Here is a 26,363-nt window from a genome sequence, read left to right as displayed (position 1 = left end):
AGGGTGGAGGGCATGGAGCCCAGCCCCGTCACCGACTTCGTCGCCGATCCGAGCCTGGCGGGGGTGCCTGCCCGTGCCGTGGAGCCGTTCGCACCCCCCTCGGACGCCTGGCGGCGCGTGTCGCCCAAACTGACGATCGTGCGGCGCATCACCTCCTCCCTCACACTCGCCCTCCTCTTCATCCCCGCCGCGCTGGTGCTGTGGTTCGTTCTTCCTGACCTGCGTTGGCTACCCCCGCTCGTCCTGGCCGTCGGGCTGGGCTGGTGGGTGTGGTTGTGGACGCGAGCACGCCGGGCAGTGCGCGCAACCGGGTGGGCGCGCCGCGACAACGATCTGTGCATCGTCAAAGGCTTGATGTTTCGCGAACTGAGCATCATCCCGTTTGGTCGCATCCAGGTGGTGCGGGTCAACTCCGGCCCCCTGCTGCGGGCGTTCGGGCTAGCCAACGTCAGTGTGGTGACAGCCAGCGCCGCCGCCGACGCGGTGATTCCCGGCCTTCCGGGCGATGAGGCGCGGGTGCTGCGCGACCTCATCATCGAGTTGTCGGACGCCGAAGGTTCGGGCTTGTGACCACCCCACCGGATCCCACCCCGGGCCCCGACGGACGCCCGGACTTCGCCGCGCCCCCGCCCTCGATCACCGACGCCTCGCTGGCACCGCCCCCGGACGCCACGACTCCGCAGCCTCTGGCTCCCCTCTCCCCACGCGTCAGCGAGGAGCGCCTCCACCCCCTCAGCCCCTTGGTCCGTGGCTGGGTCTTCGTGCTGGCGGGCGGCTACGCCTTGTTCTCCACCATCATTCAAGGCCAGATTCGTTGGGAGGACGTCACCCGCATCGGCTCGCTGGTGGAGCAGATGTCGGGCTGGTCTTTGGCGCTCATCGCCGCCCTGCTGCTGTCGCTCGGCTTCGGTTACTGGGGCTGGTGGACGACCAAGATCGTCATCGACGACAACGAACTGCGCCTGGAGAACACCGGGGCGTTCCAAGAAAGCAAGCGGATCGCGTTCAGCCGCATCCAGTCCGTCGATATCAACCAGCGCCTTGCCGCCCGTCTGCTGGGGTTGGCCGAGGTCACCATCGATGTGGGCGCTGATGCCCCGACCACGCTTTCCTTCCTGACCCGGACGCGCGCCACCCAGATGCGTGACTACCTGATGGCCCGGGCCCACCGGCAGCAGGTCGCCACCTCAGATACGGTGCGGACCGCCTCGGCCTGGGACGACAGCGCCCAAGGCGATCAGGTACTGATTCGGCTCCACCCCGGCGAGATCATCCTGGGTGCGGTCCTGTCCTCAGAACTCCCGTTCCTTCTGCTCGCGTTCCTCGTCCCGCTGGGATTCTCCATCTGGCTGCAACAGCCCTGGATCGCGCTGGGCGCGGGCGTCCTGCCGCTGATCATCGCGATGGGCGGCTTCCTCTCCAAGCGGCTCGTCGGACAGTTCAACTACACCCTGGCCACCACCCCGGCTGGTATTCGCCTCACCCGTGGCCTGACGACGCTCCACAGCCAGACCATTCCCGCCCACCGCGTGCAGTCGGTACAGATCAGCCAGCCGTTACTGTGGCGTCCCCTGAAACGGGCCCGCCTGACCTTGACCGTGCTGGGGCTCAAGCTGGGCGACGACAGCCAGGATCTGTCCACGGTCTACCTGCCGATCGGCAACCCGCGACAGATTCAACTCGCGCTGACCGCCCTGTGGCCCAACCTGCGCCTCGAAGATCTTCGCTTTCACCGGACGCCACGACGGGCCCGATGGCTGTCACCCCTGTCGTGGTCGTGGCTCGGATATGCGCGCGACGACCAGGTGCTCGCCGTGCGCGACGGCTGGTTCGAGCGTCACCAAACGATCATTCCGCACGCACGCCTCCAGTCGATGCAAATCTCCCAGGGCCCCCTTGAGCGGCGATTGCGGCTGGTGACGGTGGTCGCCTTGACCGGCGGAACCCTCACCCACACCCGGATCAAGCACCTCGAAGCCGACCAGGCTCGAGGTCTCGCGTTCGGGGAGATGGACCTGGCCCGCGAGGCGCGCTCCCAGGAACGTCAGGCTCCCCCGCCCACCGGGGCGACCTGGCACCTCACCTCGCCCACCGCCGCGGAATCGACCGACGAGGCACACCTGTGGACGCCGTCGACCAGCATCGTCGACCCGCAGCCTCCCTCGCTCCCGTATCAGGCTCCGGCAAGCCCCGCTGATCGCTAAGCTTCGCGCATGAAGAAATTCGCGCTGGGTATCGACATCGGCGGATCGGGGATCAAAGGGGCCATCGTCGACCTCAAGACCGGTGAGTTCGCCACGGACCGGGTTCGCATCCCGACCCCGCAGCCTGCGACGCCGCAGGCCGTGGCCGACGTCGTCAAGCAGATCGTTGACACCTTCGCCGACCAGCTTGGCGATGGCCCGATCGGCATCACCGTGCCGGCCATTGTGATGCACGGGATGACCCGTTCCGCAGCCAACATCGACCCGGCCTGGGTAGACGCACCCGCCGGTCAGATCTTCGAGAGCCTCCTGGGTCGCGACATCACCATCGTCAATGACGCCGACGCCGCCGGGGTCGCCGAGGTGCGTTACGGCGCCGCCAAGAATCACCCTGGCCTGGTCATCGTCACGACGCTGGGCACGGGTATCGGCACCGCGCTGATCTACGACGGTGTCCTCATCCCCAACGCGGAGTTGGGCCACATCGAAATCGGTGGCGTCAACGCCGAGTCGATGGCCGCAGCGTCGGTGCGTGAGCGCGAACAACTCAGCTACGAGGAGTGGGCCAAGCGCCTGGATCCCTACTACCAGCGCCTGGAGTTCCTGACCTCCCCCGACCTGTTCGTCGTCGGTGGCGGCGTCAGCAAGAACTCCGACAAGTTCCTGCCGTTGCTGCACTTGAAGACGGAGATCATCCCCGCCCAGCTTCGCAACGCGGCCGGGATCGTGGGGGCGGCCTATCTGGCCGCACAGCGTCGGGCCCACCCGGACGCGCTGAAGGACACCATCCCCGGCGTCCCCACCACGAAGAAGGGCGCCAAGAAGGCGTCCAAGTCCTAACCCAACGACGAGGCGGGCCGACGAGAACGTTCTCGTCGGCCCGCCTCGTCGCGTTGCCAGGTCACATCTGGTCGGGAGCCTCGATACCCAAGAGGTTCAGCCCGGTCGCCAGCACCTTCTTCGTGGTGGCGCACAGCGCCAGCCGGGACGCACGAACCTCCCCTTCAGACTTCAGAACTGGGCACTGCTCGTAGAACACGCTCATCGCCGTCGCCAGATCGAACAGGTAGGTCGCGAGCTTGTGGGGCTGCAAGTCGGACGCCACCCCCACGATGACCTCACCGAAACGGCTCAACAGGAGGGCAAGGTTCTGCTCGGCGGGCTCGGTGAGCACGGTGATGGACTCCCACGCGATCCCTTCGGCCTCGGCGCGGCGCAGGATCTGGTTGGCGCGCGCGTGCGCGTACTGCAGGTACGGGCCCGTGTCGCCGGTGGTGGCGGTCATGCGGACCGGATCGAACACGTAGTCCTTCTGCAACTGGCTCGACAGGTCGGCGTACTTGATCGCCGCCAGCGCCACCGGACGCGTGACGTGCTCCTCGGCGGCGTCCAGCAGGTCGATCAGGTAGGCCGCGGTGCCCTCGCGCGTGGAGAACGGCTTGCCGTCGGCACCCAGCACCATGCCGTAGCCGACATGTTCGGTGCTGACGCCCTCGGGCACGTAGCCCGCCTTGCGCGCCACCGCGAACACCAACTCGAAGTGGTGTCGCTGGCGGGCGTCGGTGACGTAGATGATCCGGTCGGCGTGCAACTGCTCCACGCGGTATTTCTGGGCCGCCACGTCGGTCACGTCATAGCCGTAGCCGCCGTGACGGTTACGCAAAATGGCGGGGGCGTCGAAACCGTCGACGAACACGACCAGCGCGCCGTCGTCCATCTTGGCGATGCCGCGCGACTCCAGGTCGTCACAGACGGCCTCCAGCATCGGGTTGTAGAGGGACTCCCCGGCGATATCGGCGTCGGTCAGCAACACCCCCAGCCGGTCGTAGGCCTCGTTGAAGCCGACCTTGGAGACCTCGATGAGGCGCCGCCAGATCGCCAGCGTCTCCTCGTCCCCAGCCTGGAGTGCTACGACGCGCTCGCGAGCCCGGTCTGCGAACCCCTCATCGGACGACAGTCGGGCGTTGGCGCGCTTGTAGAGCGCCTCGGCACCCGCCAAGTCGAGGGCGCTCAGGTCGAGGGCCTCATCGAGGGCCTGCTCGATCAGCATGCCGAACTGACGGCCCCAGTCGCCGATGTGATTCTGCGGGATGACCGTGTTGCCGGTAGCGGTCAGGACCCGGTTGAAGCAGTCCCCGATGATCGTGGTGCGCAGGTGGCCCACGTGCATCTGCTTGGCGACGTTCGGTGAGCTGTAGTCCAGCACGATGCGCTGCGGCTGCGCGGCCTGGTCGATCCCCGTATGCGGGTCGGCCAGCAGATCGGACGCCGCCCGGGCCAGCACCTCAGGCTTGATGCGCAGGTTGATGAACCCTGGACCGGCGATCTCGAGCGGTTCGCACAGGTCAGCCAGGTCGATGCGCTCCACCAGATCGGCAGCGACCTCGCGCGGGGGACGCCCCTGCGGCTTGGCCAGACGCAACGCGACGTTGGTCTGGAAGTGGCCGAACTGCGGTTTCGTGGCGGGCCGCATCTCGGGATCGATGCCGGCGGCCGCCTCGACCCGCGCGGAGAGCAGAGAGGCAAGCGATTGCATTGCTCCATGGTCCCACAGCGCGACCGCGTTGACTCACGCCGACGACGCAGGTAACGCGACCTTCGGCTTGGCCCACGAACGGCCCCGGGTGTCCTTGAGGATGTCGTACTCGGCGTCCACGTGAGGTTCGATCGCTGAGTACTTGTCATTGGGGGCGCCGATGATCAACTGGAAGCCCAGCCCCCGCCAGGCGCCGATGGCCCGCTTGGTGAAGTGGGCGTCCGCCTTGATGAGGGCCTCATCCAAGAACACGGGGGCGAACCGAGGACGCTCAGCCCCCGCATCGCCGAGTTGGTAGCGCAGCGCAGCCCCGACGATGAACGCGATGAGTTCTTGCGACTCACCACCGGACTTCTCACCGATGTGGTCGTACAGGGCGACATGCTGTCGGGTCCGTGCGTCGACCCGTTCTGCGCTCACCCGGACGTGATTGCGCACGTCGATCAGGTCGGCGAAGTCCGGCGCCGAGCGGCGCATCCGGCCAATGACGCGAGCCATGCGCCCATAGACCTGGTCGCGTTCCGCGTCGGTCGTCGCGGCGTCAATCTGGCCCCGGACGGCGCGCAACTCGCTGCGGAACCGGGTGCGCATCTGCGACTGGTTCTCCTTGATCGTGATCTGCAGGCGATGGTCGTCGTCGTAGAACGGCAGATCGGCCAAGATGTCGTTGATCGGCTGGATCCGGTCACGGATCTCTCGCAGGGAACGCCCCAACGCCGAATCGAGGTCGGTCAGGTCGTTGCCCGAAAGCGTCAGCAGGCTGTCGCGCCATTCCTGTTCGAGTTCGTGCAGCCCGCTGGTCTCCAGGTCGGTGAGGATCCGTTCGAAGTCACCGACCGACGTGTCCGGGTCGGTCAACAAGTTCGGGTTGGGCCAGCGCTCCACGAACGTCGCCATCGTGCGCCGCAGGCCCTCCCGCGCGTCACCGACCGCCGCCTGCGCGGCCTCCCGATCTGCGGTGAGCCGCTGGGAGGCGGTCGAGAGCGCGGCGTCGAACCGCCGCAGCGCGTCGGAGGGACGGTCATCCTCGCTGGCTGAGGGCGGATCGAACTGCGCGTCCAGGTACGTCCGTGGTGCCTCCGCCAGCGTCAGGGCAGCATCGTGGGCGGCATCGACCGTCGCCTGGGCTTCGTCGACCTGCTCGGTGACGTCGCCCCACTCCTGCTCAAGCCGCTCGGCGACGGCGCGCGCCCGACCAATGTCTTGCTGCAACCCCTCAAGCTTCTGCTTCGCGCGGGCGATCTGACCCTGCAACCCCGCAATGCGTGGATCCCCGGCCGTCACTTCCTCGATGACGACGCCCCAGCGGTCGCGCTCCTGCTCCAACGTGGCGACATCCACCTGTTCCCACGTCAGTTCCGCGACCCGGGCGTAGGCCGCACGCTGGGCGTCCGTGGCGTCCAGACGCACCTCCGCCCGCTCGACCGCATCCAGCGCGTCCACCAGACGGGCCCGCGACGCGTCGATCTGGGCTGCCAGTTCGCTGAGGCGACGCTGGTTCGAGAAGCCCAACACGTTGCCGCGGCCGTGCCCGCCGTGCGCGCCTCGGGTCAGTTGGGCGATCTGACCGGTCAGCGTCAACGCACGCGGATGCCGCCCTAGGTCTTCGACGCGATCAACGCACACGAAATCGAACCGATCGGCCAGACGATCCTGGAGCCAGCCCGTGAACGGCCCCGTCTTGTAGTGGAGACGGCCAGGCAAGGTGGCGGGATCCTGCTGCCCCGAGGCGGGCAGGCCCACCCGCACCCCTTCGTAGTGCAGGCGCACCGGCGTGCGAATGCCGTTGATGGCAGCGCGGAAAGCCGGAAGCTTGTCGGCGTCGATCAGGACGGTGGTGGCGAACCCGCCCAGGGCAAGGTTGAACGCCTCACGCCACGGTTCGAACTCGGTCCTGACCTCGATCAACTCCGCCACGAAGGGCACCTCGTCGACGCTGAGGCCCGCCGCCTCAGCGACCGCCTCGCGAGAGTCGTGCAGGGCCGCCGGAATGTTGTCGGCGCGTCCACGGACGCGGCGCACCTCGGCCTCCCCCTGGTCGACCTCGGCCTGAGCCCGTGCGGCGGCTCCCTTGGCCTCGGCGAAGGCTTCCCGAGCGGTGTGTTTCGCGTCGGCGTCCGCGAGTGCTCGACGGGCCCGCTCCGCCAGCGCCGCGAACTGCCGCGACGAGGTGACCGACTCCCCCAGCACCTCCAGGGCCGCGTCCAGGCGTCCACGTACCGCCCGCGCGTCACCCAGGCGCCGCTCGATGCCCCGCACCTCACGGTGCGCCGTCTCCAGCCGGTCGCCGCCGGAGGCCCGCAGCGTCTCCACCAGGCCATCCCGCTCGGCCTCAGCGGCGGCCGCCAGCGACACTTTCTCCTGCGTCAACGCGTCCGCGGCACGCTTGCGCGCCTGCAACTCCTCCTCAACGCTGCGCAGCAGGCCCAGCCGTCGCGTCGCACGCCACAGGCTTGCCGCCGAGCGGGGGTCGCTGAACTCGCCCACCTCGTCGATCAGCCTCAGGCGTTCGGCGGACGCCTCGATGGCGGTGCGCAACCCCCGTACCGGCTCCAGCGCACGCACCTGCTGCTGCGCGGTGTGCATGCGGTGACGGGTCGAGTCGAGTTCGTCGAAGTGCGCCACGACCTCGTCGGCACGCGCCAGCGTGAGGGGTTCCTCCAACACCAGCCGCTTGTACAAGTCATCGACAGTGGTGATCTGCTGACCGGCCTGAATGCGCGCCAGCAAGCCCATCGCCTTCGATCCGGCCCCTGCTGCCCCGATCCCGAGCGCGGAGTACAGCCGCGCGGAAAACTCCCGATCTGTGGTCACCGGCTCCAGGCCCACAGCCCGCACCGCACCATCGGAGAGCCGCCGAGCGGCTGCCTCCTCCAACACCTTGAGGTCGAAGGGCCCGTCCACGGTCGCCCGCATGCGGACCGTGTCCTCCAGGACGCGAGCCCCAGCGGGGATGTACCAGCCGCGCACCGCGGTGAACCGGGCTCCGTCATGGTCGACCCACGTCATGGCGACGGCCGTCCAGGTGTCCACGCCTTCCCCGCGCAGGACGCGCACCTTCGTGCCCTCCTCCGTCCGGGACTCGTCGATCTTGCCTCGCCCATAGGAGACGATGTTGCGCTGATCGACCCCGCGCGGACGCCCCACCACGCCCCCGTTCGAGGCACCGTTGAACGGTGTCGTGTGCGGCATCATCAGCGCGATGTAGGCGTCCATCAAGGTCGACTTACCCGACCCTGATCCGCCGCACAGCAACGTCGCCGAGGGGGCGAACCGGACGCGATGCGGCCCGCCGTCGTAGCCACCCCAGTTGACCAACTGCAACTCCTCAGCCAGCCACTGCTGCCCGCGCGAGGCGGCCGGGATCAGGCCGAACAACGTGTCGAGCATGGTCATGATGGGTTCCCCTCCGGCGTGGCGGTCTGAGTGTGCAACCACTCCACGAGGTCGTGGAGACGCTGCGAGCTGACGACGATCTCGACCAGCGGGCTGATCCGATAGCGCCCCTCCGACTCTTCCTCCACGATCCCGTCCGCGCGCAGCCGGACCAGGGCATTGCGGATCGAACGTTGCCTCCTGGCCGTGTCCCCGTCGCCCTCAGCAAAATAGGTCAACACGGTCTGTTCGACCTCCTCAACGTCCACCCGTGCCGAAGGCTCCCCCGCCGTCACCTCACGCTGATAGACGGTTCTGAGGTGAACCAGCACGAGGGTCTCCGCCCGGGTGTACGCGTCGTCACGCAACAGGATCGGGACGTCCACCTCATCGGAGCGCACCTGTTCCTTGTAAGCCACACCACGCTCGTGATCGACGACGAGTCGCACGAACAGATCGTTGAGCCGCGACTCCAGCACCGCCTGGTTGGCCACCATGATGGCCCAGTCGTCGCGGTGCCGGTCCGCCAGGAGGAACCGGCGCTGCAGCAGACGCACCAGGACGCGCCGGACCGCCTGATCCAGCACCCCGCGGTCCCCCGCGAACAGTTCCTCGGGGTCGTCCTCCATCGCAACCGGGTCGATGAAGGGCGATTCGGCCTCCCCCGGGGCGAGTTCGTCGATCATGGCGTTCCTTCCTTCACGCTGTGCGCGGTGACCGCCCCGAAGGCAAACCGCCGCGACGTCCCATCGGGACGCACCGCCTCCACGACAGAGATGTTCTCGCCCTCGGTCATGCCGTTGCGGTGGGCGATCTCCAGCAGACCCAGCAGATCCACCGGACGCCGAGTGTCAGGGCCGGCCCCCGCGAACGCCGTCGCGAGATCGAACTCCTCGCCGAGCCCGGCGACGTACTCCTCCAGTTCCGCGTACCGCGGCCCGCCCCAGGCGCGCTGGTCTCCCTCGTCGAACTCCACGTCCGCGGGGGACTCCTCCAGCGGCTCCGGCCCCGCCGCGGGATGGATGTCGCTCAGGGTTTGGCGGAGGTGCCCCAGCCCGGCCACGGGGAAGCTGCGCAGCGGCGTCACCCGGTCACCGGGTCGAGACTCCTGCATCCAGGCCTGCAAGCCTGCCATCGCGGCCCGCAACAAGTCGTCGACCTGACGGTCCCGCACCGGGTCGTGAGTGCGCACCTGCGCGGTGATGACGTGCGAGGCGCGGCGCTGCGCCGTGAGCACCTCCTCGACCCCCTGTTCGAGGCGTCGCCCCACCGCCTCCAGTTCGGCGCGCTGATCGGCATCCATCACCTGAGCAAAGGGGCGCGTCTGCAGCACGTGCAACTGCGTGGCGAGGCGGTCGATGCGCTCCGGGTCGCCGATGAGCCGCAAGGCCCCCGCGAACGCACGCCCCTCCGGGGTCGACTGCAGCACGTGCTGGCCGCGCTGCAAGTACTCGCGCAGCACATCGCCTGTGGGTCGCACGTCGCCGCGCAACTCGGCGACGACATCGCGTTGCATCGCCTTGATGGACTCGGCGACGCGCGAGAAGTCCGCGGGCAGTTCCCGAGCCAGGTGCAGGACGTTCTCGGCCTCCTCGAGCAAATGCTCCTCGTCGGCGGCCTCGACCGGAGCCCCCGCCCGCAGGGACGCAATCTCGGCGTCCAAGGCTGCGCGCTGCTCCTCCAAACGAGCCAGCCGACGTTCGGGGTCCGCGTCGGCGTCATCGGCTAGCCGCTCGATGGCCTCCAGGAGGGAACGCACGCGCGAAGTGGAGACGCGCGTGCGTCCGCTGCCTGCGCGTCCGGCGATCTCCAAAGCTCCGACCGCGTGGGCCGAGAGCCGGTACACCTCGACGTCGTCCTCGATCTGAGGCACCAGCCATCCGAGCCGCACCCACTGGCGGCAGACGTCCCGGGCGGTGCCGGTCGGGATCCGTCGGTCGGCTTCCTCATCGGCGAGGTAGCGCAGCAGATCGGTGGCCTCCCCCACCTCGGCGTGCGCGTCCGCAACCGAGACGGCGGGCCTGTCGGGGGTGAACACCAAAGACAAGACGGCCACCACGAACGGCGCATAGCGACCGTGGAGCATGTCCAAGGTCGGGTTCTTGAAGGCCGCCAAGGAACGCTGATAAGCGGCCTCGGCCCGGGAACTGGTCATCGAATCAAGCCTAACGCTCTTCCAGAGGATGCCTCAGGAGCGCAGTGCCGTCCCCACGGCGTCGGAGGGTCCGTCCACCACAGCGGGGCTTCGATGAGTGAGCAGATCCCACACCATCTTCACGTTGGCAGCCAGTTCGCGCCGCGCGAACCCATCCCAGTACCGCGAGGAACGCCGCACCGTCACGTCCCCCACGCCGACCGCGTCCACGCCGACAGCCCGGCAGGTCGCGACCGCGCGGGGCAGGTGGTAGCGCTGGCTGACCAGCAGCGCCGACGTCACCCCGAACACGTCCCGCGCGCGCACGCACGTGTCGTAGGTGTCGAGCCCTCCGGGATCCTCCACGATGCGGGCGGCCGGGACGCCGACGGAGACCAGGTAGTCCTTCATGTTGGACGTCTCCCGGTGATGGGCGTCCGCGTTGTCCCCCGACACGATCAAGACCTTGACGCGGCCTTCAGCGACGAGGGCGGCACCCAGATCGAGCCGCGCGCGCAGATACGGCGAGGGACGCCCTGAGGGATACATCTCCGCACCGAAAATGATCGCGACATCGCGAGCCGGAGCCCTCGCGGGAGTCTGGATGCGCCCGTGGGCCATCCAGCGCACCCACATCGCCGGTGCCGCGATCACGCCTGCCCCCAGGGCCGACAGGCAGACGACTGCAATGAGGATCCGCAGCCCCGTCCGCGCCCCTCGCGCCGCGCGCGTCAAGCCCTCAGCCCTCTCGATGCTGCTGGTAGTAGGCGATCAGGCCCTGCGTGGAGGGATCCAGGCTCGCCAAGGCGGCATCGTCCCCGGCGAGGGCGGGAGTGATCTGCTTGGCCAAGACCTTGCCGAGTTCCACGCCCCACTGATCGAAGCTGTTGATGCCCCACACGACGCCCTCCACGAACGTGATGTGCTCATACAAGGCGATGAGCTGCCCGACCACCGACGGCGTCAGGGCGGGCGCCATGATGGACGTCGAGGGTCGGTTCCCCGTGAACACCTTGGCGCTCACCAGGTGCTCCGGGACGCCGTCGGCGCGCACTTCGTCGGCGGTCTTGCCGAACGCCAGTGCCTTCGACTGGGCGAAGAAGTTCGCCAGGAACAGTTCGTAGACGTCCTGGTCGCCGTCGCGCAGTTCCTTCGTCGGGGACGCCACCGCGATGAAGTCGGCCGGGATGAGTTGCGTCCCTTGATGCAGCAACTGGTAGAAGGCATGCTGACCGTTCGTTCCGGGTTCACCCCAAAAAACTTCGCCCGTGGCGGTCGTGACGGGCGTCCCGTCGGCCCGCACGCTCTTGCCGTTGGACTCCATGGTCAACTGCTGCAGGTAGGCGGGGAAGCGGTGGAGATACTGGGCATACGGCAGCACAGCGTGGCTGCGGGCCCCGAAGAAGTTGACGTACCAGATGTTCAGCAACCCCATCAGGGCGGGCACGTTCTCGTGCCACGGTGCGGTCGCGAAGTGGTCGTCGATCGCGTGGAAGCCCGCCAGGAACTCCTCGAAGTGCTGGGGCCCGATCGCGACCGCGATCGCGGTGCCGACGGCGGAATCCACCGAGTAGCGCCCGCCGACCCAATCCCAGAACCCGAAGGCGTTGGCCGGATCGATCCCGAACGCGGCGACCTTGTCCAGCGCCGTGGACACGGCCACGAAATGCCGCGCAATGGCGGAAGCCTGAGCCGCGTCCGATCCCTCGATGGCGCCCGCGTCGGCGAGGCCGCGCAGGAGCCAATCGCGAGCCAGCCGCGCGTTGGTGATCGTCTCCAAGGTGGTGAAGGTCTTTGAGGCGACGATGAACAGCGTCGTCTCGGGATCAAGATCGGCGGTCTTCTCGTAGATGTCGCTCGGGTCGATGTTGGACACGAACCGGCATTCCAGCCCGGCCTGCTTGTACGGCAGGAGCGCCTCGTAGACCATGGCGGGCCCCAGGTCGGAGCCGCCGATGCCGATGTTGACCACGGTCGCGATGGGCTTGCCGGTGACACCCTTCCATGCGCCGGACCGCACCTGGTCGGCGAACGCGTAGACGCGGTCCAGCACCTCGTGCACGTCGGCGACGACGTCGCGGCCATCCACCTCCAGCACCTGCCCACGCGGACGCCGCAGCGCGGTGTGCAGCACGGCGCGATCCTCGGTCACGTTGATGTGATCACCGCGAAGCATGGCGTCGCGATGCTCCGCCAGACCCACCTGATCGGCGAGCCCACACAGCGCGTCCACGATGGCGTGATTGACCAGGTTCTTCGACAGGTCGACGTGCAGATCGCCCGCGGAACGGGTGAACTCTGCGGCCCGGCCCGGATCAGCCTCGAACCAGCCCCGCAAGTCGGGACTGAATACCTCAAAGAGGTCAGACAGTGTGGCCCAGGCGTCCGTCTTCGTCGCATCCATCATGCTCCAAGCCTATGGGCTCCCGGAACTGTCCGTGACCCGCACGCACAGCGACGGACGCCAGCCCCGAGCACAACAAACAACGGCCTGCCCCCGCAGGGGGCAGGCCGTTGTTTGTTGAGAAAAGGATCAGAGCTTGACCGAGACGTGCACGTGGTCGTAGTGGTTCGCGGTGATGCTGCCGCGGTCGGCCATCGGACGCCAGTACGGCTTGTACGGCGTCCAGATCTTCTGCTCGAAGATGACGTGGTCGATCTTGAACGCGTCGGCGTTGGCGGTCACGTAGTTGGCGACCTGCCACCCCTTGGCGGAGTCGGAGAACGTCATGAAGTCGATGGCGCCGCCGAACTGGTGGTTCGAGAGGCTGTTGGCGCGGTAGCCGCCGATGCTGGTGAACGACCACTTCGCGGTGACCGCGTTGTAGACCACCATCGCCCGCGGCTTCAGGCCGAGAACCGACGGCCCGCTGTACTCGGTGCTGCCGTCGTAGGAATCAGACGAGCCGCCGCTGGGCGCCGAGGCGGCCTTGGGTGCGGCCTTCGCTGCCGCAGGAGCAGGCGCAGGCGCAGGCGCAGCGGTTTCCTTCTTCGGTGCGGACGCACCAAGTTGCGCGTTGGAGACATAGCCGACCTTGCCGCCGAAGGCGATCTGGCGGAACCCGGACTCAACCTTGTCGGTGATCGAGACCTTGTCGCCCTCCTTGATGCTGCCCAGTTCCGCAGCATCCTTCGAGGCCTGCGCGCGCACCGTCAGCGTGGACTGCGCGTACTTCGTACCGGCCGCTGCACCGAAAGACGAGGACCAGGACGCGGCAACGAACTCTTCGGCACCCTGAGCGTTGGCATCGGCGTCGGTGGCGTCCGTCTGAGACACCTCGGCAGCCGGATCCATGACGCGCAGCGCGTCACGAGAGACCACATCGGTGTCACGGTCGGGCGCCGGCACCGCGGTGCTGGGCTGCTCCGCACGCAGGTTCAGCGCGAACGCGCCGGAGGTCGCCAGCAGCGCGACGGAGACGGCGGCCGGAGCCACCCGGGTGCGCATGAGCTGCGAACGGGTCCGCACCGAGCGGCGCGGGGCCGAACGGAAGGCTGCGGCGTTACCCTCGGGCTCGAGGGTCGCGTTCACATCTGAGACGCGGCGGGGCTGGTACATCTGGTGTCTCCGTTACTGATTGAAACTGAGGACGATGACTAAGCTAGCTGAGATTTTCTCAGGCACCAACCCCATCTGCCCTCCGAGTCTCGAGTTGCCTCCAGTTGCCGAAGGACGCCGCCCGCCTTGCCACCTCCTCTAGGGGGTTGACATCGGGGGAAATCTCAGGTCGCACGATGACGTCCTGCACCACGACGGCGACCGCGCCCGCGTCCAGCCACATCTCACACTGGTAGCGCTCCAGCCGCCCCCACGGCACCACGTCGACCCCGGGGACGAGGACCGGCAACGTGCGCGCATAACTCGACCCCAACGCGTCGGCGGGTACGACGAGCACGGGAGCCGAACGCGCCTGGTACGCGCCCACCACTTCGGTGGGCGTCAGCGCACCCGCCAAGAACGGCAGCGGCGCCTCCGCGCCCGCGGGAACAGCATGCGGCACCAGCCAGAAGGCTGCTCCGGCCTCGGATGCCGCCGCCATATCGTCGAGGTTCCAGGCGCCCGCCACTCCGATACGCACCCGGCGCCCGAAGATCGCCAGGGCCTCGGGGAGTTGATCCAGCCGATCGGCGGGCCAAGCCCACGCCGTCAGCCCTTCATCGGCCAGCACCTCCCCGACCGCGACCCAGTCCGCGACGCCCCCTGCAGGCAATGCCACGATCACGGTGTGCCCAGCCAGGGCGTCCTCCAGCGCGCTCATGGTCACAGCATGCCGCACCTGGGGCCGGCACCGCGCACCGTCACGAGGCGGTCCACCCGAGCCTCAGTTTGGTCGCGGCCCTCCCCATCGCGTCCAATAGAGGGGTGCCTACCCCCATCTCCGACGTCCCTATCGACATCGCCCTGGTCGAGGAACTGCTCGCCGAGCAGTGCCCCGCACTGGAGGGGCTGCCCCTCACCTGCCTGGGCAACGGCTGGGACAACGCGGTCTACCGCCTCGGTGATTCCTTGACGGTCCGTCTCCCCCGCCGCGCCCAGGCCGCTCCTTTTCTGGAGAACGAGATCACCTGGCTGCCCGCTCATCGCCTCCTTGCTGACCGCACCAGTCCCCCAGCCTGTTTACGCGGGGCACCCCACGCGTTCCTACCCCTACCCCTGGATGGTCGCCCCCTGGTTCGAGGGGACGCGGGTCGCCGCAGTGCCGCCCTCCGAGCGGACGGCACTCGCCACCGACCTCGCAGATTTCTTGTGGACCCTGCACGCTCCCGCGCCAGCCCATGCCCCGATCAATCCCTTCCGAGGGATGTCGCTGGCGCAGGAAGGTCCCGACACCCGCGCCCGTGCTCGCATCAATCAAGAACCACAACGCGACGCCCTGCTGCGCCGCTGGGAGTCCTGGGTGAGCGCACCTGACTTCGACGACGTCGACCTGTGGCTGCACGGCGACCTTCACCCTGCCAACATCGTGATGAGCGGCGACGGACGCCTGGCCGCCGTCATCGACTGGGGTGACATGACGGTCGGAGATCCCGCCTGCGATCTGGCGACGGCCTGGCTGACCTTCGACCAGCAGGGACGCGCCATCTTCCGAGAGCGTCTCGACCACGGCGGCGCCATTGACCCTGCCACCTGGCAGCGCGCGCGAGCCTGGGCCTTGTATTTGGGTTTGATGCTCGCGCAGGACTGCGCCGACGACCCCGACCTTCAAGAGTGCGGACGCCATGCCCTTCGCTCGCTGCTCGACGAATCCGTCTAGCCATTGTGTTATTCGTTGAGCAGCCCGCGCCTTCCTCATCCCCCGGGGAGCATTCCCCGGGGGAAGCCCCTCACGCCCTGCCGCCCAACCTAAGGATCCCCGGCGCGACAAGCGGCGATGGATCGGACACAAATGATGAAAAACGTCACCTCTTGGGCCGGATCGTGTCCAATCGCCACCCTTAACCCCTATAGGCTGGTCCCCATGTCGCGCGCGCACACCTATCCAGACAACCTCCGCGAACGGTTGATCGCAGCTGCGTATGCCCGCCTGCAGGAAGAAACCCCCGAGCAGATGGCACTGCGGGAGCTGGCAGCCTCCGTCGATACCTCCACCAACGCCATCTACTCGAGCTTCGGGAACAAGAACGCGTTGGTGAAGGAGGTCACGCTCATCGCCAAGGAGCAGTTCCGCGAGGCACAGCATCACGACCTCACGGGTCCGCCCGTCCCGGCTCTGGCACGTGGGCTGCGCGTGTACCGCCAGTGGGCCCACAACCACCCCTCGCTCTACCGCATCATCTTCAGCGGCAACGCCGAACAAGGGGCCGTCACCACGTTGGACGACAAGGCGATCCAACCCCTGCGCACCTTGTTGGGGCGTCTCGCCGAGGCCGACCTGCTCCAAGAGGGAACCCAGGACGGGCAACTGCTCGCCTTGTGGGGGGCCTTGCACGGACACGTGCTGCTCGAGTTGTCGCTGTGGCCTGGCCAAGGCGCCCAGGAGGATCTGTACTCCGAACACGAGCGTTCGCTCATGCGCGGGCTCCTCACCGACGCCGCCCTCGCGTCTCTGGCCTGAACCCCACCTGGTTGGCCCGGGCATCGCGCGGGCTCAGCCCTGGCACCGACGCCTAGGTTTGGCTTCGCCGGAAGTTCTCGAAGCTCCGTGACGCCGTGGGGCCCCGTTGCCCCTGGTAATGCGAACCCCGCTGAGCGGAACCGTAGGGATGTTCCGACGGTGAGCTCAACTGGAAAAAGCACAGCTGCCCGATGCGCATCCCCGGCCACAACGTGATGGGCAGCGTGGCGACGTTACTCAACTCCAACGTCACGTGCCCGGTGAAGCCCGGATCGATGAAACCCGCGGTCGCGTGCGTGAGTAACCCCAGCCGCCCCAACGAACTCTTGCCCTCGACACGGGCCGCGATGTCGTCGGGGAGCGTGACCTGTTCCAAGGTCGATGCCAAGACGAACTCTCCTGGGTGCAGGATGAAGGGCTCCTGCGCGTCCACCTCCACCAGCCGCGTCAGTTCTGGCTGCTCTTGCGCGGGGTCGATGAACGGATACTTGTGGTTGTCGAACAGGCGGAAGTACCGATCCATGCGCACGTCGACGCTGGCCGGTTGCACGAGCCCCGGGTCGTAGGGGTCGAGCCTGATCCTGCCGGCGTCGAGGTGGGCGGTGATCTCGCGATCTGACAACAGCACACGTCGACCCTAGCGGGACCACCCTCACCACACCATGGATGCCCACCTGCGGGCGATTCCCCATGCCCTACAGTGCTCGGGTGAACGACCACGCCGCCGACGCGGCCCCCGGGATCTCCGCGCCCCCTCGCCCGGCGGGTGAGCGCCTCGGGCTGGTCACAGGGATCGCCGCTTACGGCATCTGGGGCTTCTTTCCCCTCCTGTTCCCGCTCCTTCTGCCCGCTGGGCCGCTGGAGATCCTCGCGCACCGCGTGCTGTGGTCGATGCTGGCCGTCGGGCTCGTCCTGGTCGCCCTCCGCCACCCGTGGGGGTGGCTCCGTGACGCCCTCGCCCCACGCCAACTGCCGTGGATGCTGCTGGGGTCCCTGCTGATCGGCGCGAACTGGCTCACCTTCATCTGGGCGATCAACAACAACCATGTGGTCGAGTCGAGCCTGGGCTACTTCATCAACCCGCTGGTCAACATCCTGCTCGGCGTCCTCGTCTTCGGGGAGAAGATGAGCCGCGGCGGCCTCATCGGCACCCTGCTGGCGGCTGCGGGTGTCACGGTCATCGCCTGGCAGAACTGGGCGGGCCTGTGGGTCTCCTTGACGTTGGCGGCCAGCTTCGGTCTGTACGGCCTGGTCAAGAAGCGTGCCACTCTGCCCGCCTTGGAGGGGCTCTTCTTGGAGTCGGGCCTCCTCACACCGCTCGCGGTCGCCTATTGGGTCTACCTCGCCGCGACCGGGGCGAGCACGTTCGGTGCTGGGCTCGGACACTCGGCGCTGTTGATCCTCGCGGGCATCTTGACGGCGCTACCGCTGTGGCTGTTCGCGATCGCGGCCCCGCGGCTGCCGTTGGGCGTGGTCGGGGTGCTGCAATACGTCGCCCCCACCATCCAGTTCCTCTTGGGCTTGACCGTGTTCAAGCAGGTCGTCACCCCGTCGTATTGGGCGGGTCTGATCCTCGTGTGGTGCGGATCGGTGGTCTACCTGGCGACGGTGTTCTCCCGGACGCGTCGCGCACGGGCGGCACGCCCCTCAGACGCGACGGCTCCTCACTGAGCCTTAACGTGCGTCCCCGGGCCACGGCGAGCCGTCGATGCGCCCCAGGAAGTCGTCGGACGGATCACCCTCGTAGCCCTCGTGGAACGGCTCCAGGTGGGCGGCGGTCAACACGGTGAGCGCATTGAAAATCCCCGAGGCGAACTCCTCAGCGAACAGCGCCGACAGCGCTTGCCGGTGGGACTCCTCCAAGGAACTCAACAGCCCGTTCATCGCCACCTGGTCGGGGTCGGTGTCGACGTCCGCGTTAGGGTTCCACACCCCGATCCGGATCCGCTCCGCGGAAACCTGACCGGGGCCCTGCAAGCAGGCCACCACCATGGCGTCGATCATCTGCCGGTACAGCCAGCGGGAATCGTGCTCGATCATGCCTCCATCATGCACGCCCGCACTGCCCAGCGCAGCCCCTGCCTCAGGACAGCCGGGCGGCAAAGGATCCCTGCTCGCGGTACATCTCGACGCTTTCCCGCAGGGCGCGCAAGACGTAGGGCGGGAACTCCATCCCCTGACGGTTCGCCCACAGGAGCTTCGCTTCCAGGCGGCCGATCTCCTTGGCGAACACCTCCAGTTGGCCGCTGAAGCCGAGCACGTCGATCACCTCGCCCATCGTCGCCTGGTGCTGCGGATCGTGGTGGGTCCCCACGAGTTCGTAGGAGTGTTCGCGCAGGACGCGGGCCAAGTACAGCTGCCAGGGCCTGAGCGTCCCGTCGGTGGTGATCTTTTCGGCACTCATGCGGTAGAAGGCGAAGTGGCCGGGCTCTTGGCGTTTGATCTGATTGATGATCGTGTCGCGGACGGCGAGTTCGCCCCACTCATCGAGCTGGCTCGACAAGGCGTTGTACGCCAAGACGGCCTGGCGTTCGGTGGAGGCGCCCGTGAAGTAGTAGATGGTGCGCGCGACGTCTTGGATGGGCTCCCACTTCGCGAGCGCGCCCAGGGCTTGCACCGCGAACCCGACCTGCAGGAGGGGTTCGGCCTCGGGCAGGTCGATGCGCCGTTTCAGCTCGTCGAGGATCTGGCCGTGGGCGATCTCCTGGTCGTACCAGACGTCGGAGTAGAACACTTTGTCCGCCTCGGACGGGTTGGGCATGATCGTCAGCAGTTCGAGCACATTGCGCTCGACCTCGAGTTCGACCCGCGCCAGGTAGTCGAGGACGCCCGCGAAGCGCGTCCGCAAGACATCGGGGTTGTTCACAGTGAAGTCGACCGAATCCATCCGGATCGGGGGATGCTCCTCGCCCAGCTTGTTGACGTGAGCCAGCAGCGTCGCATCGGTGATCTGACGTAAGCGGGCCATGCCTCAAGGTAAACATGTCCGCAGCTGGAATCGCAGCCCGTGCCCACCCACTGGAACGATCGCTCTAGTCGCCCCCCCTTCACGGGCACCCCTCCGCGACACGGTGACCGCCGAGCCCCGGGCGGCACCTCGCACTCGCGTCACCGCGCGCACGAGGCACCCTTCCCCCGGTGTCAGCAAGGACCTGCCTAGCTGCGCTTCCAATCCTCGATGGGCCAGTATTGGCGGCTCGCCACCCGGTACAGCGGCAGGTCCGGGTTGACCGCAACCGGACGCCCCACGAGCCGCAGCCAGCTCACATCCGCGACGGAGTCGCCGTAGCCGTGAGACCGAGTGAGGTCGATGCCATGCTTGTCGGCGTAGTCCTTCAACCATTGGGCACGGGCCTCGTCCACCATGGGCGGGGTGGCCAGATAGCCGGTGAGGCGGCCGTCCTCCACGTCCATGCTCGACGCGATCACGTCCTCGAACAGCGGTGCCAGCGGGGCTGCCAGGAGATCGAGGGATCCGGTCACCAAGACGGTGCGATGCCCGGCCGCACGATGCTGCTCAATCCGCGCGAGCGCCCCCGGACGCAGCGAGCGCATCAGCGCCTCGCCCCAGGCCCCGTCGACGGCGCGCTCGATGTCGGTGACGCGCGTGCCCGCATAGCGGCGGCTGAACGCGCGGACGAACTCGCCGCGATCGCGCCGCTCTGCCTTGAGGTACACGTTCGTCTTGCCGATCAGGTCGACCAGTTCGCTCGGGAACTGCCCCAGCGGCCGGATGAACCGCATGATCGACAGGTATTGGGTGAGCAAGGAACTGGGCAACACGGTGCCCTCTAGATCGAACACCGCAAGCACGTCGGTGCCCGACTCCAGGGGCCGCGCCTTCGAGCGGGACGCCTTGCGCGCGCTGGACGCCCGGGCGTGAACCTTCGCCAGCGACGTCATCGCAGGCAGGTGGACGTCTTGCCAGTAGTGGGTCCAGTCGATGTCGCGGATGTCGAAGGTCTCATCCTCGGGGGTGCCTGCGGGCAGTTTCGCCCCCAGTGCGCGCGTCTGCTGGTCGTCGAACAGCATCTCGGTACGGGTGTAGCTCTGGTAGAGATCCACGTAGTTCCGTAACGAACCCAGGCCGCGTTCCATGCGGTTCAAGGTGCTCGTCCACCGCTGGGTGAGCGGGCTGGACGGCAGCGCCGCGCCGATCCGGGACCCGAGCGCAGAGAGGCGCTCCTTGAAGCGCAGCGAGCGCTCTGCGGCATTGTTCGCGGGGAAGCGCCAGGTGGGAACGACGATGGGATGCCCCTTGTCGTCCTGCAGAGGATGCTGCAAGAAGAAGGTGCGCACCTCGCCGTACATCCGGTGGAACGGCAGCGGGTTCGAGGCCCCCGAGCAGACCTGGTAATACCCGGCGTCCGACGCCTCGGGCCCTTGGTGCCCCAGCCTCGCCAACGCGAGCACCACGTTCACGACGTAGTCGACGGGGATGACGTCCAGTACGGAGTCGGGCAGGCCGGGGAACTCCGGCAGGTGCCCCTTCGCGTAGGCCATGATCAGCGGGTCGGCGACCTTGAAACCGTCGATCCATCCCGGAACCGGGTGCCGCAGTGCCGACTCGATGATGGAGGGACGCACGATGGAGAGGCGATGCCCCTTTCCCGCCCATTCCTGTTCCGCGACCCGCTCCCCCATCGCCTTGCTGAAGGTGTAGACGTCGGTCCACCCCAAGGACCGGGCGCGAGTGCGGCCCAACTCGACCATGCGGGCCGTGATCCAGTCGACGCGGGCCTGCTCTGAGGCGCGGGCGACCGTCTTGGGGCCCTCCTTGCCGTGCCCGGCGGTGGCCTGGTCGATGAACGTCTGCAACATTTCGGGGGTCCGGGACGCGGCCTCGGCCTCCGCGCGAGCCACCCGCGCAGCTTGGAGTTCAGCACGCCAGTCCACATCGTGGTCAACCGACGCTTCGGGACGCAGCCCCTTCGCGATTCCGCCCACGTAGCAGGTGGAGACGTGGATGACGTGCGGGTCGAGACCGGACGCGGACAGCGCGCCGTACAGGGCCTGCGGGCCACCGACGTTGTTGGCGAACGCCTCGTCGATCGGTGCGTCGAAGGACACCGTGGAGGCCGAGTGCACCACCACGTCCACGGGGACATCGATCCGCTCCAGCGTCGAGAGATCACCCTCGATGACGGCCGTGCGCTCAGCGAAGATCCGTTGGGCCTCCGCGTCACCGACGGCACGCCGCCAGGACGCGAATACGGGCTTGCGCAGCAGGCGATCGAGCCGTGCGCGCCCGGTTTGGCTGCCTTTGGGGCGGATCACGGTCGTGATCGTCGCGTCCGTGGAGGACAGCAGCCGCTCCAAGACGGCCTGGCCCAGAAAGCCGGTCACACCGGTGAGCAGGACATTGACAGGTTGGTTGGGCATGGGGGGCTCCTTCCAGCGACACCTTGGGGGTGCCTCGGCACGAGGAGCGTAATGTAGCGTGACCTCCCATGCGGGCAGCGCTCATCACCGGTGGCACCTCCGGCATCGGGCTCGCCTTCGCCCGAGCGCTGGCCAGACAAGGCCATCCCCTCATCGTGGTGGCTCGTGATCACGACCGACTCGCCACGGTGTCGGCTGACCTTGCCTCGGCCTTCGGGGTGAGCGTGGAGACGCTCGCCGCCGACCTGAGCGACCGCGCCGACGTGGACCGGGTCGCGGCGCGTCTGCGCACCGGCGATGTCGACATCCTCATCAACAATGCGGGGTTCTCGCTGAAGACGCCGCTGGTCGGCGGCGACGAAGCGCTCGCTGATCGCGCCTATGAGGCCATGGCCCGAACCCCCCGCGTCCTGGCTGCGGCGATCGCGCCGTCCCTGGTCGCCCGCGGGCATGGCACGATCATCACAGTCGCTTCCGTCTCGGCCCTGACCCGTCAGGATTCCTACTCGGCGCTGAAGGCGTACACGCTGGCCACCTCCGAAGTCCTGGCCAACGAACTAGCTGGCACTGGGGTCACGGTGACGGCCGTCCTGCCCGGCTGGGTCCGCACCTCGTTTCACGCTCAGGGAGGCGCGAAACGATCCAAGGTTCCCGCGGTGTTGTGGCTCAGCGCCGACCAGATCGCCACCGAGGCGCTGCGGGACGCGGCACGGGGCGTCGTCATCTCGGTACCGTCGCTGCGCTACAAGATCCTCGCCACCGCCTTGCGCCTGTTGCCAGGTGGGCTGATGCGTTTCATCTCGTCGAAAATCTCTGGGCGCGCCACGGGGCGTCCCGCATCGGAAGGAGACCGGGCATGACACCCGACGTCAAGCACATGAAGTGGTGGGGCTGGGGCGAGGAGGGCGTGTTCTTCAACTACCTGAACAAGCCCCAGTTCGCGCCGTTTGTGAAGAAGGCGCTCGACATCGACCTGCGTCCGCGCAAGATCGACACCATCGCCTTCGACCCGGACACCGTGCCGGACTCGACGCTGCCCGACGACCTCGCCGCCGCCCTGGTGGCCGTGACCTCACCCGATCAGGTCAGCGTCGATCCCCACGAGCGGGTCGTCCACGGGCATGGCAGTTCGGTCACCGAACTGCTGCACGTCAGCCGCGGCGACTACGGCCGTCTCCCCGAGGTCGTCGTCTACCCGGCCACGGATACCGAAGTCGCCGGGGTGCTGGCGGCGGCGGTGGAGCACGACGCCGTCGTCGTGCCTTATGGCGGCGGCACGAACATCGCTCGCTCGCTGCAACTCGACCCGGCCGAGAAGCGCCCGATCATCTCGCTGGACACCGGCCTGCTGTCGGGGCTGCGTGAACTCGACGAGGACTCCGGCCTGGCCCGCGTCGGGGGTGGCATGCAAGGTCCGGCGCTGGAGGAGGCCCTCAACGACCGCGGCTGGACGCTGGGCCACATGCCCGACTCGTTCACCCACTCCACGGTCGGCGGCTGGGCTGCCACCCGCTCGTCGGGCATGCAGTCGGACAAGTACGGCGACATCGCAGGCATCGTGCGCGGCATGACGGTGGTGCGTCCGGCGGGCACAGTGACGCTGCGTCCGGTGCCCAGCGAGTCGACGGGGCCCTCGCTGCGTGAGATGTTCATCGGCTCGGAGGGGCGCCTCGGCGTCATCACCGAGTTGTGGGTTCAGGTACACCGCCTCCCCGCCGAGCGCGTGGTCGTCGCCTACATGTACCCCGAATGGAAGTCGGCGGTCGCCGCGATCCGGCAGATCGCCGCCGACGAGGTTCCCACCACGTTCGTGCGCATCTCCGACGGCAACGAGACGGGTTTCTCCCTGGCGACACAGAAGGCGGCCACCACGCTGAAGAAGAAGCTAGAAGGCAAAGCGCAGGCGGGGTTGTGGGCGGTGATGCGGCGTCGTGGCTGGAACACCGACCAGATGTGCATCAGCTACGTGTGCTTCGAGGGCCTCGCCGCTGATGTGGCCGCCCGCCGCAAGGCCGTCGACGCGATCGCCCGCCGTCACGGCGCCCTCTCCCTGGGCACCGGGCCCGGCGCGTTGTACGACCAGAAGAAGTTCGACACTCCCTACCTGCGCGACTTCCTCTTGGAACAGGACGTGATGGGGGACGTTTCCGAGACCGCAGCCCCCTGGTCGAAGCTCAACGGCGTCCATCGTGCCGTGTACGCGGCCGCCGAGAAGGCCTTCGCTCAACTCGGCCGCAAGGGCTGGATCATGAGCCACCTGTCGCACTCCTACCATGCGGGCGCCTGCCTGTACTTCACGTTCGCGTTCAAGGCCGGGGAGAAGCCCGACGCCGAGTACGCCCTGGTGAAGACCGCCATCCAGCAGGCGTTCGTGGACGCCGGGGGGACGTTGTCGCATCATCACGGCGTCGGGATGGAGCACGCCCCCTGGATGGAGCAGGTGGTTTCCACCGAAGGCGTCGCCCTCATGCGTTCCCTGTTCGATGCGGCCGATCCGGGCGCACACCTCAACCCCGGCAAGGTCATCGATGCACCCCTGACCCTGTTCGACAACCTCGAGTGACCACCATGATCAAGCTCCTGCTGGTCTTCGTCGGCGGGGCCGTGGGAACGCTCGCCCGGTATCTCCTGGGCGTGGCGATCCCCCACATCCCGGGCGTCCCGCCGAACTGGTCGGTCTTCCTGGCTAACCTCATCGGCGCGTTCCTCATGGGACTCGTGATGACGGTTCCGTGGGGCCGCCGCGACAGCCGCGGCCTTGACGTCGAGCACTGGCGTCTCCTGCTGGGCACCGGCGTCCTGGGCGGATTCACCACCTACAGCGCTTTCACCGTCGACATCGCCGGTGCAGCCTCGGCCATCGCCGATCCTGTGACCTCCTGGTTGGTGTGGTTCGTCCTCGGGCAGGTGGTTGCCGGGATCCTTTTGGCGTGCGCCGGCATCGCTCTCGGTGTCCGCCTGTGGCCCGCCCAGGAGCAGCAGTGACCTGGCTGTGGGTGATGCTCGCCGGTGGCGTCGGATCGGTCCTGCGCTACCTTCTCGTGCTGGGTCACGAAGCCTTCTTGCGGGCGCGGCGGCGATCTGTCCCTTCCGATGAGGAGATCATCCCCACGGTGAGTGGCACCTTTGTCGTCAACGTCGTCGGCGCTGTCGTCATGGGCGCGGTCGTGGCCGCGACCGGGTCGATGGAGGCGCAACCTGTCGTGACCACCGGCCTGCTGGGCGGGTTCACGACCTTCTCGGCCGCATCCCTGGAGACGGCCCGGGATGTGCGCGCCCGCCGCTGGGCCCGCGTCGTCGCGGTCCCCCTGGCGATGATGATCGCCTGCCTACTGGGCTTCTGGCTGGGAGTGATGGCCGTCCGAAGCATCCCGCCCATGGGATGATTTCCGCGTGAGTGTTCCCGTCTCCCCAGGTTCGCCGCTGGTGAACCCGGGGTTTCGCTTGTTGTGGGGCGGGCAGGCACTCAGCCAGGTCGGCTTCCAGTTCCAGACGCTCGCCATGCCCGTGATCGCGGTCACGCTGCTGCACGCCACCGAAGCCGACATGGGCTTCCTCAACGCCGCCAACACTGCCGCTTTCCTCCTCGTGGGTCTCTTGGCAGGGGGATGGGTTGATCGGATGCGCAAACGGCAGGTCATGATCGTGGCGGACGCCGTCCGCGCGGTCGCCATCTGCGCCATCCCCGTGCTGTGGAGCATGGGGATCTTGGCGGTGTGGCACCTTTACGTGATCGCGGGGCTCATCGGGGTCGCGACGGTCTTCTTCGACGTCGGCTACCAAAGTTACCTGCCCATCTTGGTGCCCAGCGAGCAGGTGGGGCGCGCCAACGGCGTCTTGGAGGGGACCGCCCAGATCGCCCGCCTGGGTGGTCCGAGCGTCGCGGGCGCCCTGCTGACCATCGTCGCCGCCCCGTGGCTCATGCTCATCAACGCCGTCGGTTTCGCCTGCTCGGCGCTGCTCTTGGGGGCTATCCGCGACGATGAGCGCCCCCGTCCGGTCGGCGAACGGCAACGCCTCCTGGTGGAGATCCGCGAGGGGATCACCTTCGTCGTCGGCCAACCGTTGCTCCGCGTCCTGGTCACCTCGACGATGCTGAGCAATCTCGGCTCCACCATCATCTTCACGCTGCTGACCTTGGTGGTGCTGCGCGACCTCGGTCTGGCCCCCGAACTGCTGGGTGTCGTCTTCTCCGCGGGCGCGGTCGGCGGTATCGCCGGGGCCCTGTTCGCCTCGCGGATCTCCGAACGGCTCGGGGAAGGGCCGTCGTTGCGCGCCTCGACGCTGCTGGGCACCGTGGGAGTCGCTGGATTCGCCGTGGCTGCCTACCTCCCCTCCGCTGGCGTTCTCCCCACGCTGATGGCGGCCGAATGCACGACGAGCCTGGCGTTCGTGGTGTTCAACATGGTGCAGGTCACGGCACGTCAACGGTTGTGCCCGCCCCCGCTGTTGGGGCGGATGAATGCGTCCATCCGGTTCGTGGTGTGGGGCGTCATGCCTATCGCAGCCCTCCTGGCGGGCTGGTGCGGGGGCCTGCTCGGCGCGCCCGTAACGATCATCATCGGGGCGTTGATTCAGGGGCTTTCCGCAGTCCCCTTCCTGGTCAGCCGGTATGGGGCCCAGCGCGAACTTCCGCGCCATCCCGAGTGACGCGGGCCCCGCTACAGTGAGGGCTC

General features: G+C 67.8%; 23 protein-coding genes. 11 read left to right on the top strand and 12 right to left on the bottom strand.

Annotated elements, in window-relative coordinates:
• Positions 1–12: 12 nt before the first annotated feature.
• The 3 genes from C1706_RS11000 to ppgK are packed head-to-tail and all read left to right on the top strand — an operon-like array spanning position 13 to position 3,044.
• A complete protein-coding gene (locus C1706_RS11000; protein WP_129459290.1) occupies positions 13–570 on the top strand; it encodes a PH domain-containing protein in 558 nt (185 codons plus the stop codon).
• A complete protein-coding gene (locus C1706_RS10995; RefSeq protein ID WP_129459289.1) occupies positions 567–2,204 on the top strand; it encodes a PH domain-containing protein in 1,638 nt (545 codons plus the stop codon). The genes C1706_RS11000 and C1706_RS10995 overlap by 4 nt, the downstream gene beginning before the upstream one ends.
• Before the next feature lie 9 nt (positions 2,205–2,213).
• A complete protein-coding gene (ppgK, locus tag C1706_RS10990) occupies positions 2,214–3,044 on the top strand; it encodes a polyphosphate--glucose phosphotransferase (RefSeq protein WP_129459288.1) in 831 nt (276 codons plus the stop codon).
• Positions 3,045–3,105: 61 nt separating this feature from the next.
• On the opposite strand, the gene argS is transcribed toward ppgK, so the two are convergent.
• The 8 genes from argS to C1706_RS10950 all read right to left on the bottom strand — a co-directional run bounded on the left by argS (position 3,106) and on the right by C1706_RS10950 (position 14,508).
• Positions 3,106–4,740: an arginine--tRNA ligase gene (argS, locus tag C1706_RS10985; RefSeq protein ID WP_129459287.1), complete on the bottom strand. Its 1,635-nt coding sequence runs from the start codon at positions 4,738–4,740 to the stop codon at positions 3,106–3,108.
• Positions 4,741–4,773: 33 nt separating this feature from the next.
• The gene (locus C1706_RS10980) at positions 4,774–8,136 is read right to left on the bottom strand and encodes an ATP-binding protein (RefSeq protein WP_129459286.1); all 3,363 of its coding nucleotides are present in this window, start codon (positions 8,134–8,136) and stop codon (positions 4,774–4,776) included.
• Complete coding sequence (locus C1706_RS10975) at positions 8,133–8,801, bottom strand: DUF4194 domain-containing protein (RefSeq protein WP_206661095.1); 669 nt, start codon at positions 8,799–8,801, stop codon at positions 8,133–8,135. Before C1706_RS10975 ends, C1706_RS10980 begins: the two co-directional genes overlap by 4 nt.
• Positions 8,798–10,270 carry a DUF3375 domain-containing protein gene (locus tag C1706_RS10970; RefSeq protein WP_129459285.1) on the bottom strand — a complete coding sequence of 491 codons (1,473 nt, stop codon included), beginning with the start codon at positions 10,268–10,270 and terminating at the stop codon, positions 8,798–8,800. The genes C1706_RS10975 and C1706_RS10970 overlap by 4 nt, the downstream gene beginning before the upstream one ends.
• Before the next feature lie 33 nt (positions 10,271–10,303).
• Entirely contained in the window at positions 10,304–10,984 is a 681-nt protein-coding gene (locus C1706_RS10965) for a SanA/YdcF family protein (RefSeq protein ID WP_241653541.1), read from the bottom strand.
• 4 nt (positions 10,985–10,988) lie between these two features.
• Complete coding sequence (pgi, locus tag C1706_RS10960; protein WP_129459284.1) at positions 10,989–12,656, bottom strand: glucose-6-phosphate isomerase; 1,668 nt, start codon at positions 12,654–12,656, stop codon at positions 10,989–10,991.
• A gap of 126 nt (positions 12,657–12,782) precedes the next feature.
• On the bottom strand, positions 12,783–13,808 hold the full coding sequence (locus C1706_RS10955) for an SH3 domain-containing protein (RefSeq protein ID WP_129459283.1): 1,026 nt from the start codon (positions 13,806–13,808) through the stop codon (positions 12,783–12,785).
• A gap of 58 nt (positions 13,809–13,866) precedes the next feature.
• On the bottom strand, positions 13,867–14,508 hold the full coding sequence (locus C1706_RS10950; protein ID WP_129459282.1) for a beta/alpha barrel domain-containing protein: 642 nt from the start codon (positions 14,506–14,508) through the stop codon (positions 13,867–13,869).
• Positions 14,509–14,838: 330 nt separating this feature from the next.
• On the opposite strand from C1706_RS10950, the gene C1706_RS10945 reads away from it, so the two are divergent.
• Both C1706_RS10945 and C1706_RS10940 read left to right on the top strand, forming a co-directional pair.
• On the top strand, positions 14,839–15,504 hold the full coding sequence (locus C1706_RS10945) for a phosphotransferase (protein ID WP_164987530.1): 666 nt from the start codon (positions 14,839–14,841) through the stop codon (positions 15,502–15,504).
• 204 nt (positions 15,505–15,708) lie between these two features.
• Entirely contained in the window at positions 15,709–16,305 is a 597-nt protein-coding gene (locus C1706_RS10940; protein WP_164987529.1) for a TetR/AcrR family transcriptional regulator, read from the top strand.
• Between the two features lie 52 nt (positions 16,306–16,357).
• Here C1706_RS10940 and dcd read toward each other — a convergent pair whose 3' ends face one another.
• Complete coding sequence (gene dcd, locus C1706_RS10935; RefSeq protein WP_129459279.1) at positions 16,358–16,933, bottom strand: dCTP deaminase; 576 nt, start codon at positions 16,931–16,933, stop codon at positions 16,358–16,360.
• Positions 16,934–17,013: 80 nt separating this feature from the next.
• Between dcd and rarD the strand changes: the two genes are divergently transcribed.
• Positions 17,014–17,976 (top strand): EamA family transporter RarD, encoded by a 963-nt coding sequence (rarD, locus tag C1706_RS10930; RefSeq protein ID WP_164987528.1) that lies wholly within the window; start codon positions 17,014–17,016, stop codon positions 17,974–17,976.
• Between the two features lie 3 nt (positions 17,977–17,979).
• Here the strand turns inward: rarD and C1706_RS10925 are convergent, their stop codons facing one another.
• The 3 genes from C1706_RS10925 to C1706_RS10915 all read right to left on the bottom strand — a co-directional run bounded on the left by C1706_RS10925 (position 17,980) and on the right by C1706_RS10915 (position 21,687).
• Complete coding sequence (locus tag C1706_RS10925; protein WP_129459277.1) at positions 17,980–18,345, bottom strand: DUF6547 family protein; 366 nt, start codon at positions 18,343–18,345, stop codon at positions 17,980–17,982.
• 43 nt (positions 18,346–18,388) lie between these two features.
• On the bottom strand, positions 18,389–19,273 hold the full coding sequence (locus C1706_RS10920; protein WP_129459276.1) for a GTP-binding protein LepA: 885 nt from the start codon (positions 19,271–19,273) through the stop codon (positions 18,389–18,391).
• 188 nt (positions 19,274–19,461) lie between these two features.
• Complete coding sequence (locus tag C1706_RS10915; protein ID WP_129459275.1) at positions 19,462–21,687, bottom strand: HAD-IB family hydrolase; 2,226 nt, start codon at positions 21,685–21,687, stop codon at positions 19,462–19,464.
• Positions 21,688–21,755: 68 nt separating this feature from the next.
• Between C1706_RS10915 and C1706_RS10910 the strand changes: the two genes are divergently transcribed.
• The 5 genes from C1706_RS10910 to C1706_RS10890 are packed head-to-tail and all read left to right on the top strand — an operon-like array spanning position 21,756 to position 26,337.
• Positions 21,756–22,547: an SDR family NAD(P)-dependent oxidoreductase gene (locus C1706_RS10910; RefSeq protein ID WP_129459274.1), complete on the top strand. Its 792-nt coding sequence runs from the start codon at positions 21,756–21,758 to the stop codon at positions 22,545–22,547.
• Entirely contained in the window at positions 22,544–24,250 is a 1,707-nt protein-coding gene (locus tag C1706_RS10905) for an FAD-binding oxidoreductase (RefSeq protein ID WP_129459273.1), read from the top strand. Before C1706_RS10910 ends, C1706_RS10905 begins: the two co-directional genes overlap by 4 nt.
• 5 nt (positions 24,251–24,255) lie before the next feature.
• On the top strand, positions 24,256–24,672 hold the full coding sequence (locus C1706_RS10900; RefSeq protein WP_129459272.1) for a fluoride efflux transporter FluC: 417 nt from the start codon (positions 24,256–24,258) through the stop codon (positions 24,670–24,672).
• A complete protein-coding gene (locus C1706_RS10895) occupies positions 24,669–25,073 on the top strand; it encodes a fluoride efflux transporter FluC (protein WP_129459271.1) in 405 nt (134 codons plus the stop codon). Before C1706_RS10900 ends, C1706_RS10895 begins: the two co-directional genes overlap by 4 nt.
• Positions 25,074–25,080: 7 nt before the next feature.
• On the top strand, positions 25,081–26,337 hold the full coding sequence (locus tag C1706_RS10890) for an MFS transporter (protein ID WP_129459270.1): 1,257 nt from the start codon (positions 25,081–25,083) through the stop codon (positions 26,335–26,337).
• Positions 26,338–26,363 lie beyond the last annotated feature (26 nt).

This window comes from Propioniciclava flava (assembly GCF_004126535.1).
Taxonomy (GTDB): domain Bacteria; phylum Actinomycetota; class Actinomycetes; order Propionibacteriales; family Propionibacteriaceae; genus Propioniciclava; species Propioniciclava flava.
Note: the sequence above shows the minus strand (reverse complement) of the source record. Positions and strands in the feature narration are given on the sequence as shown.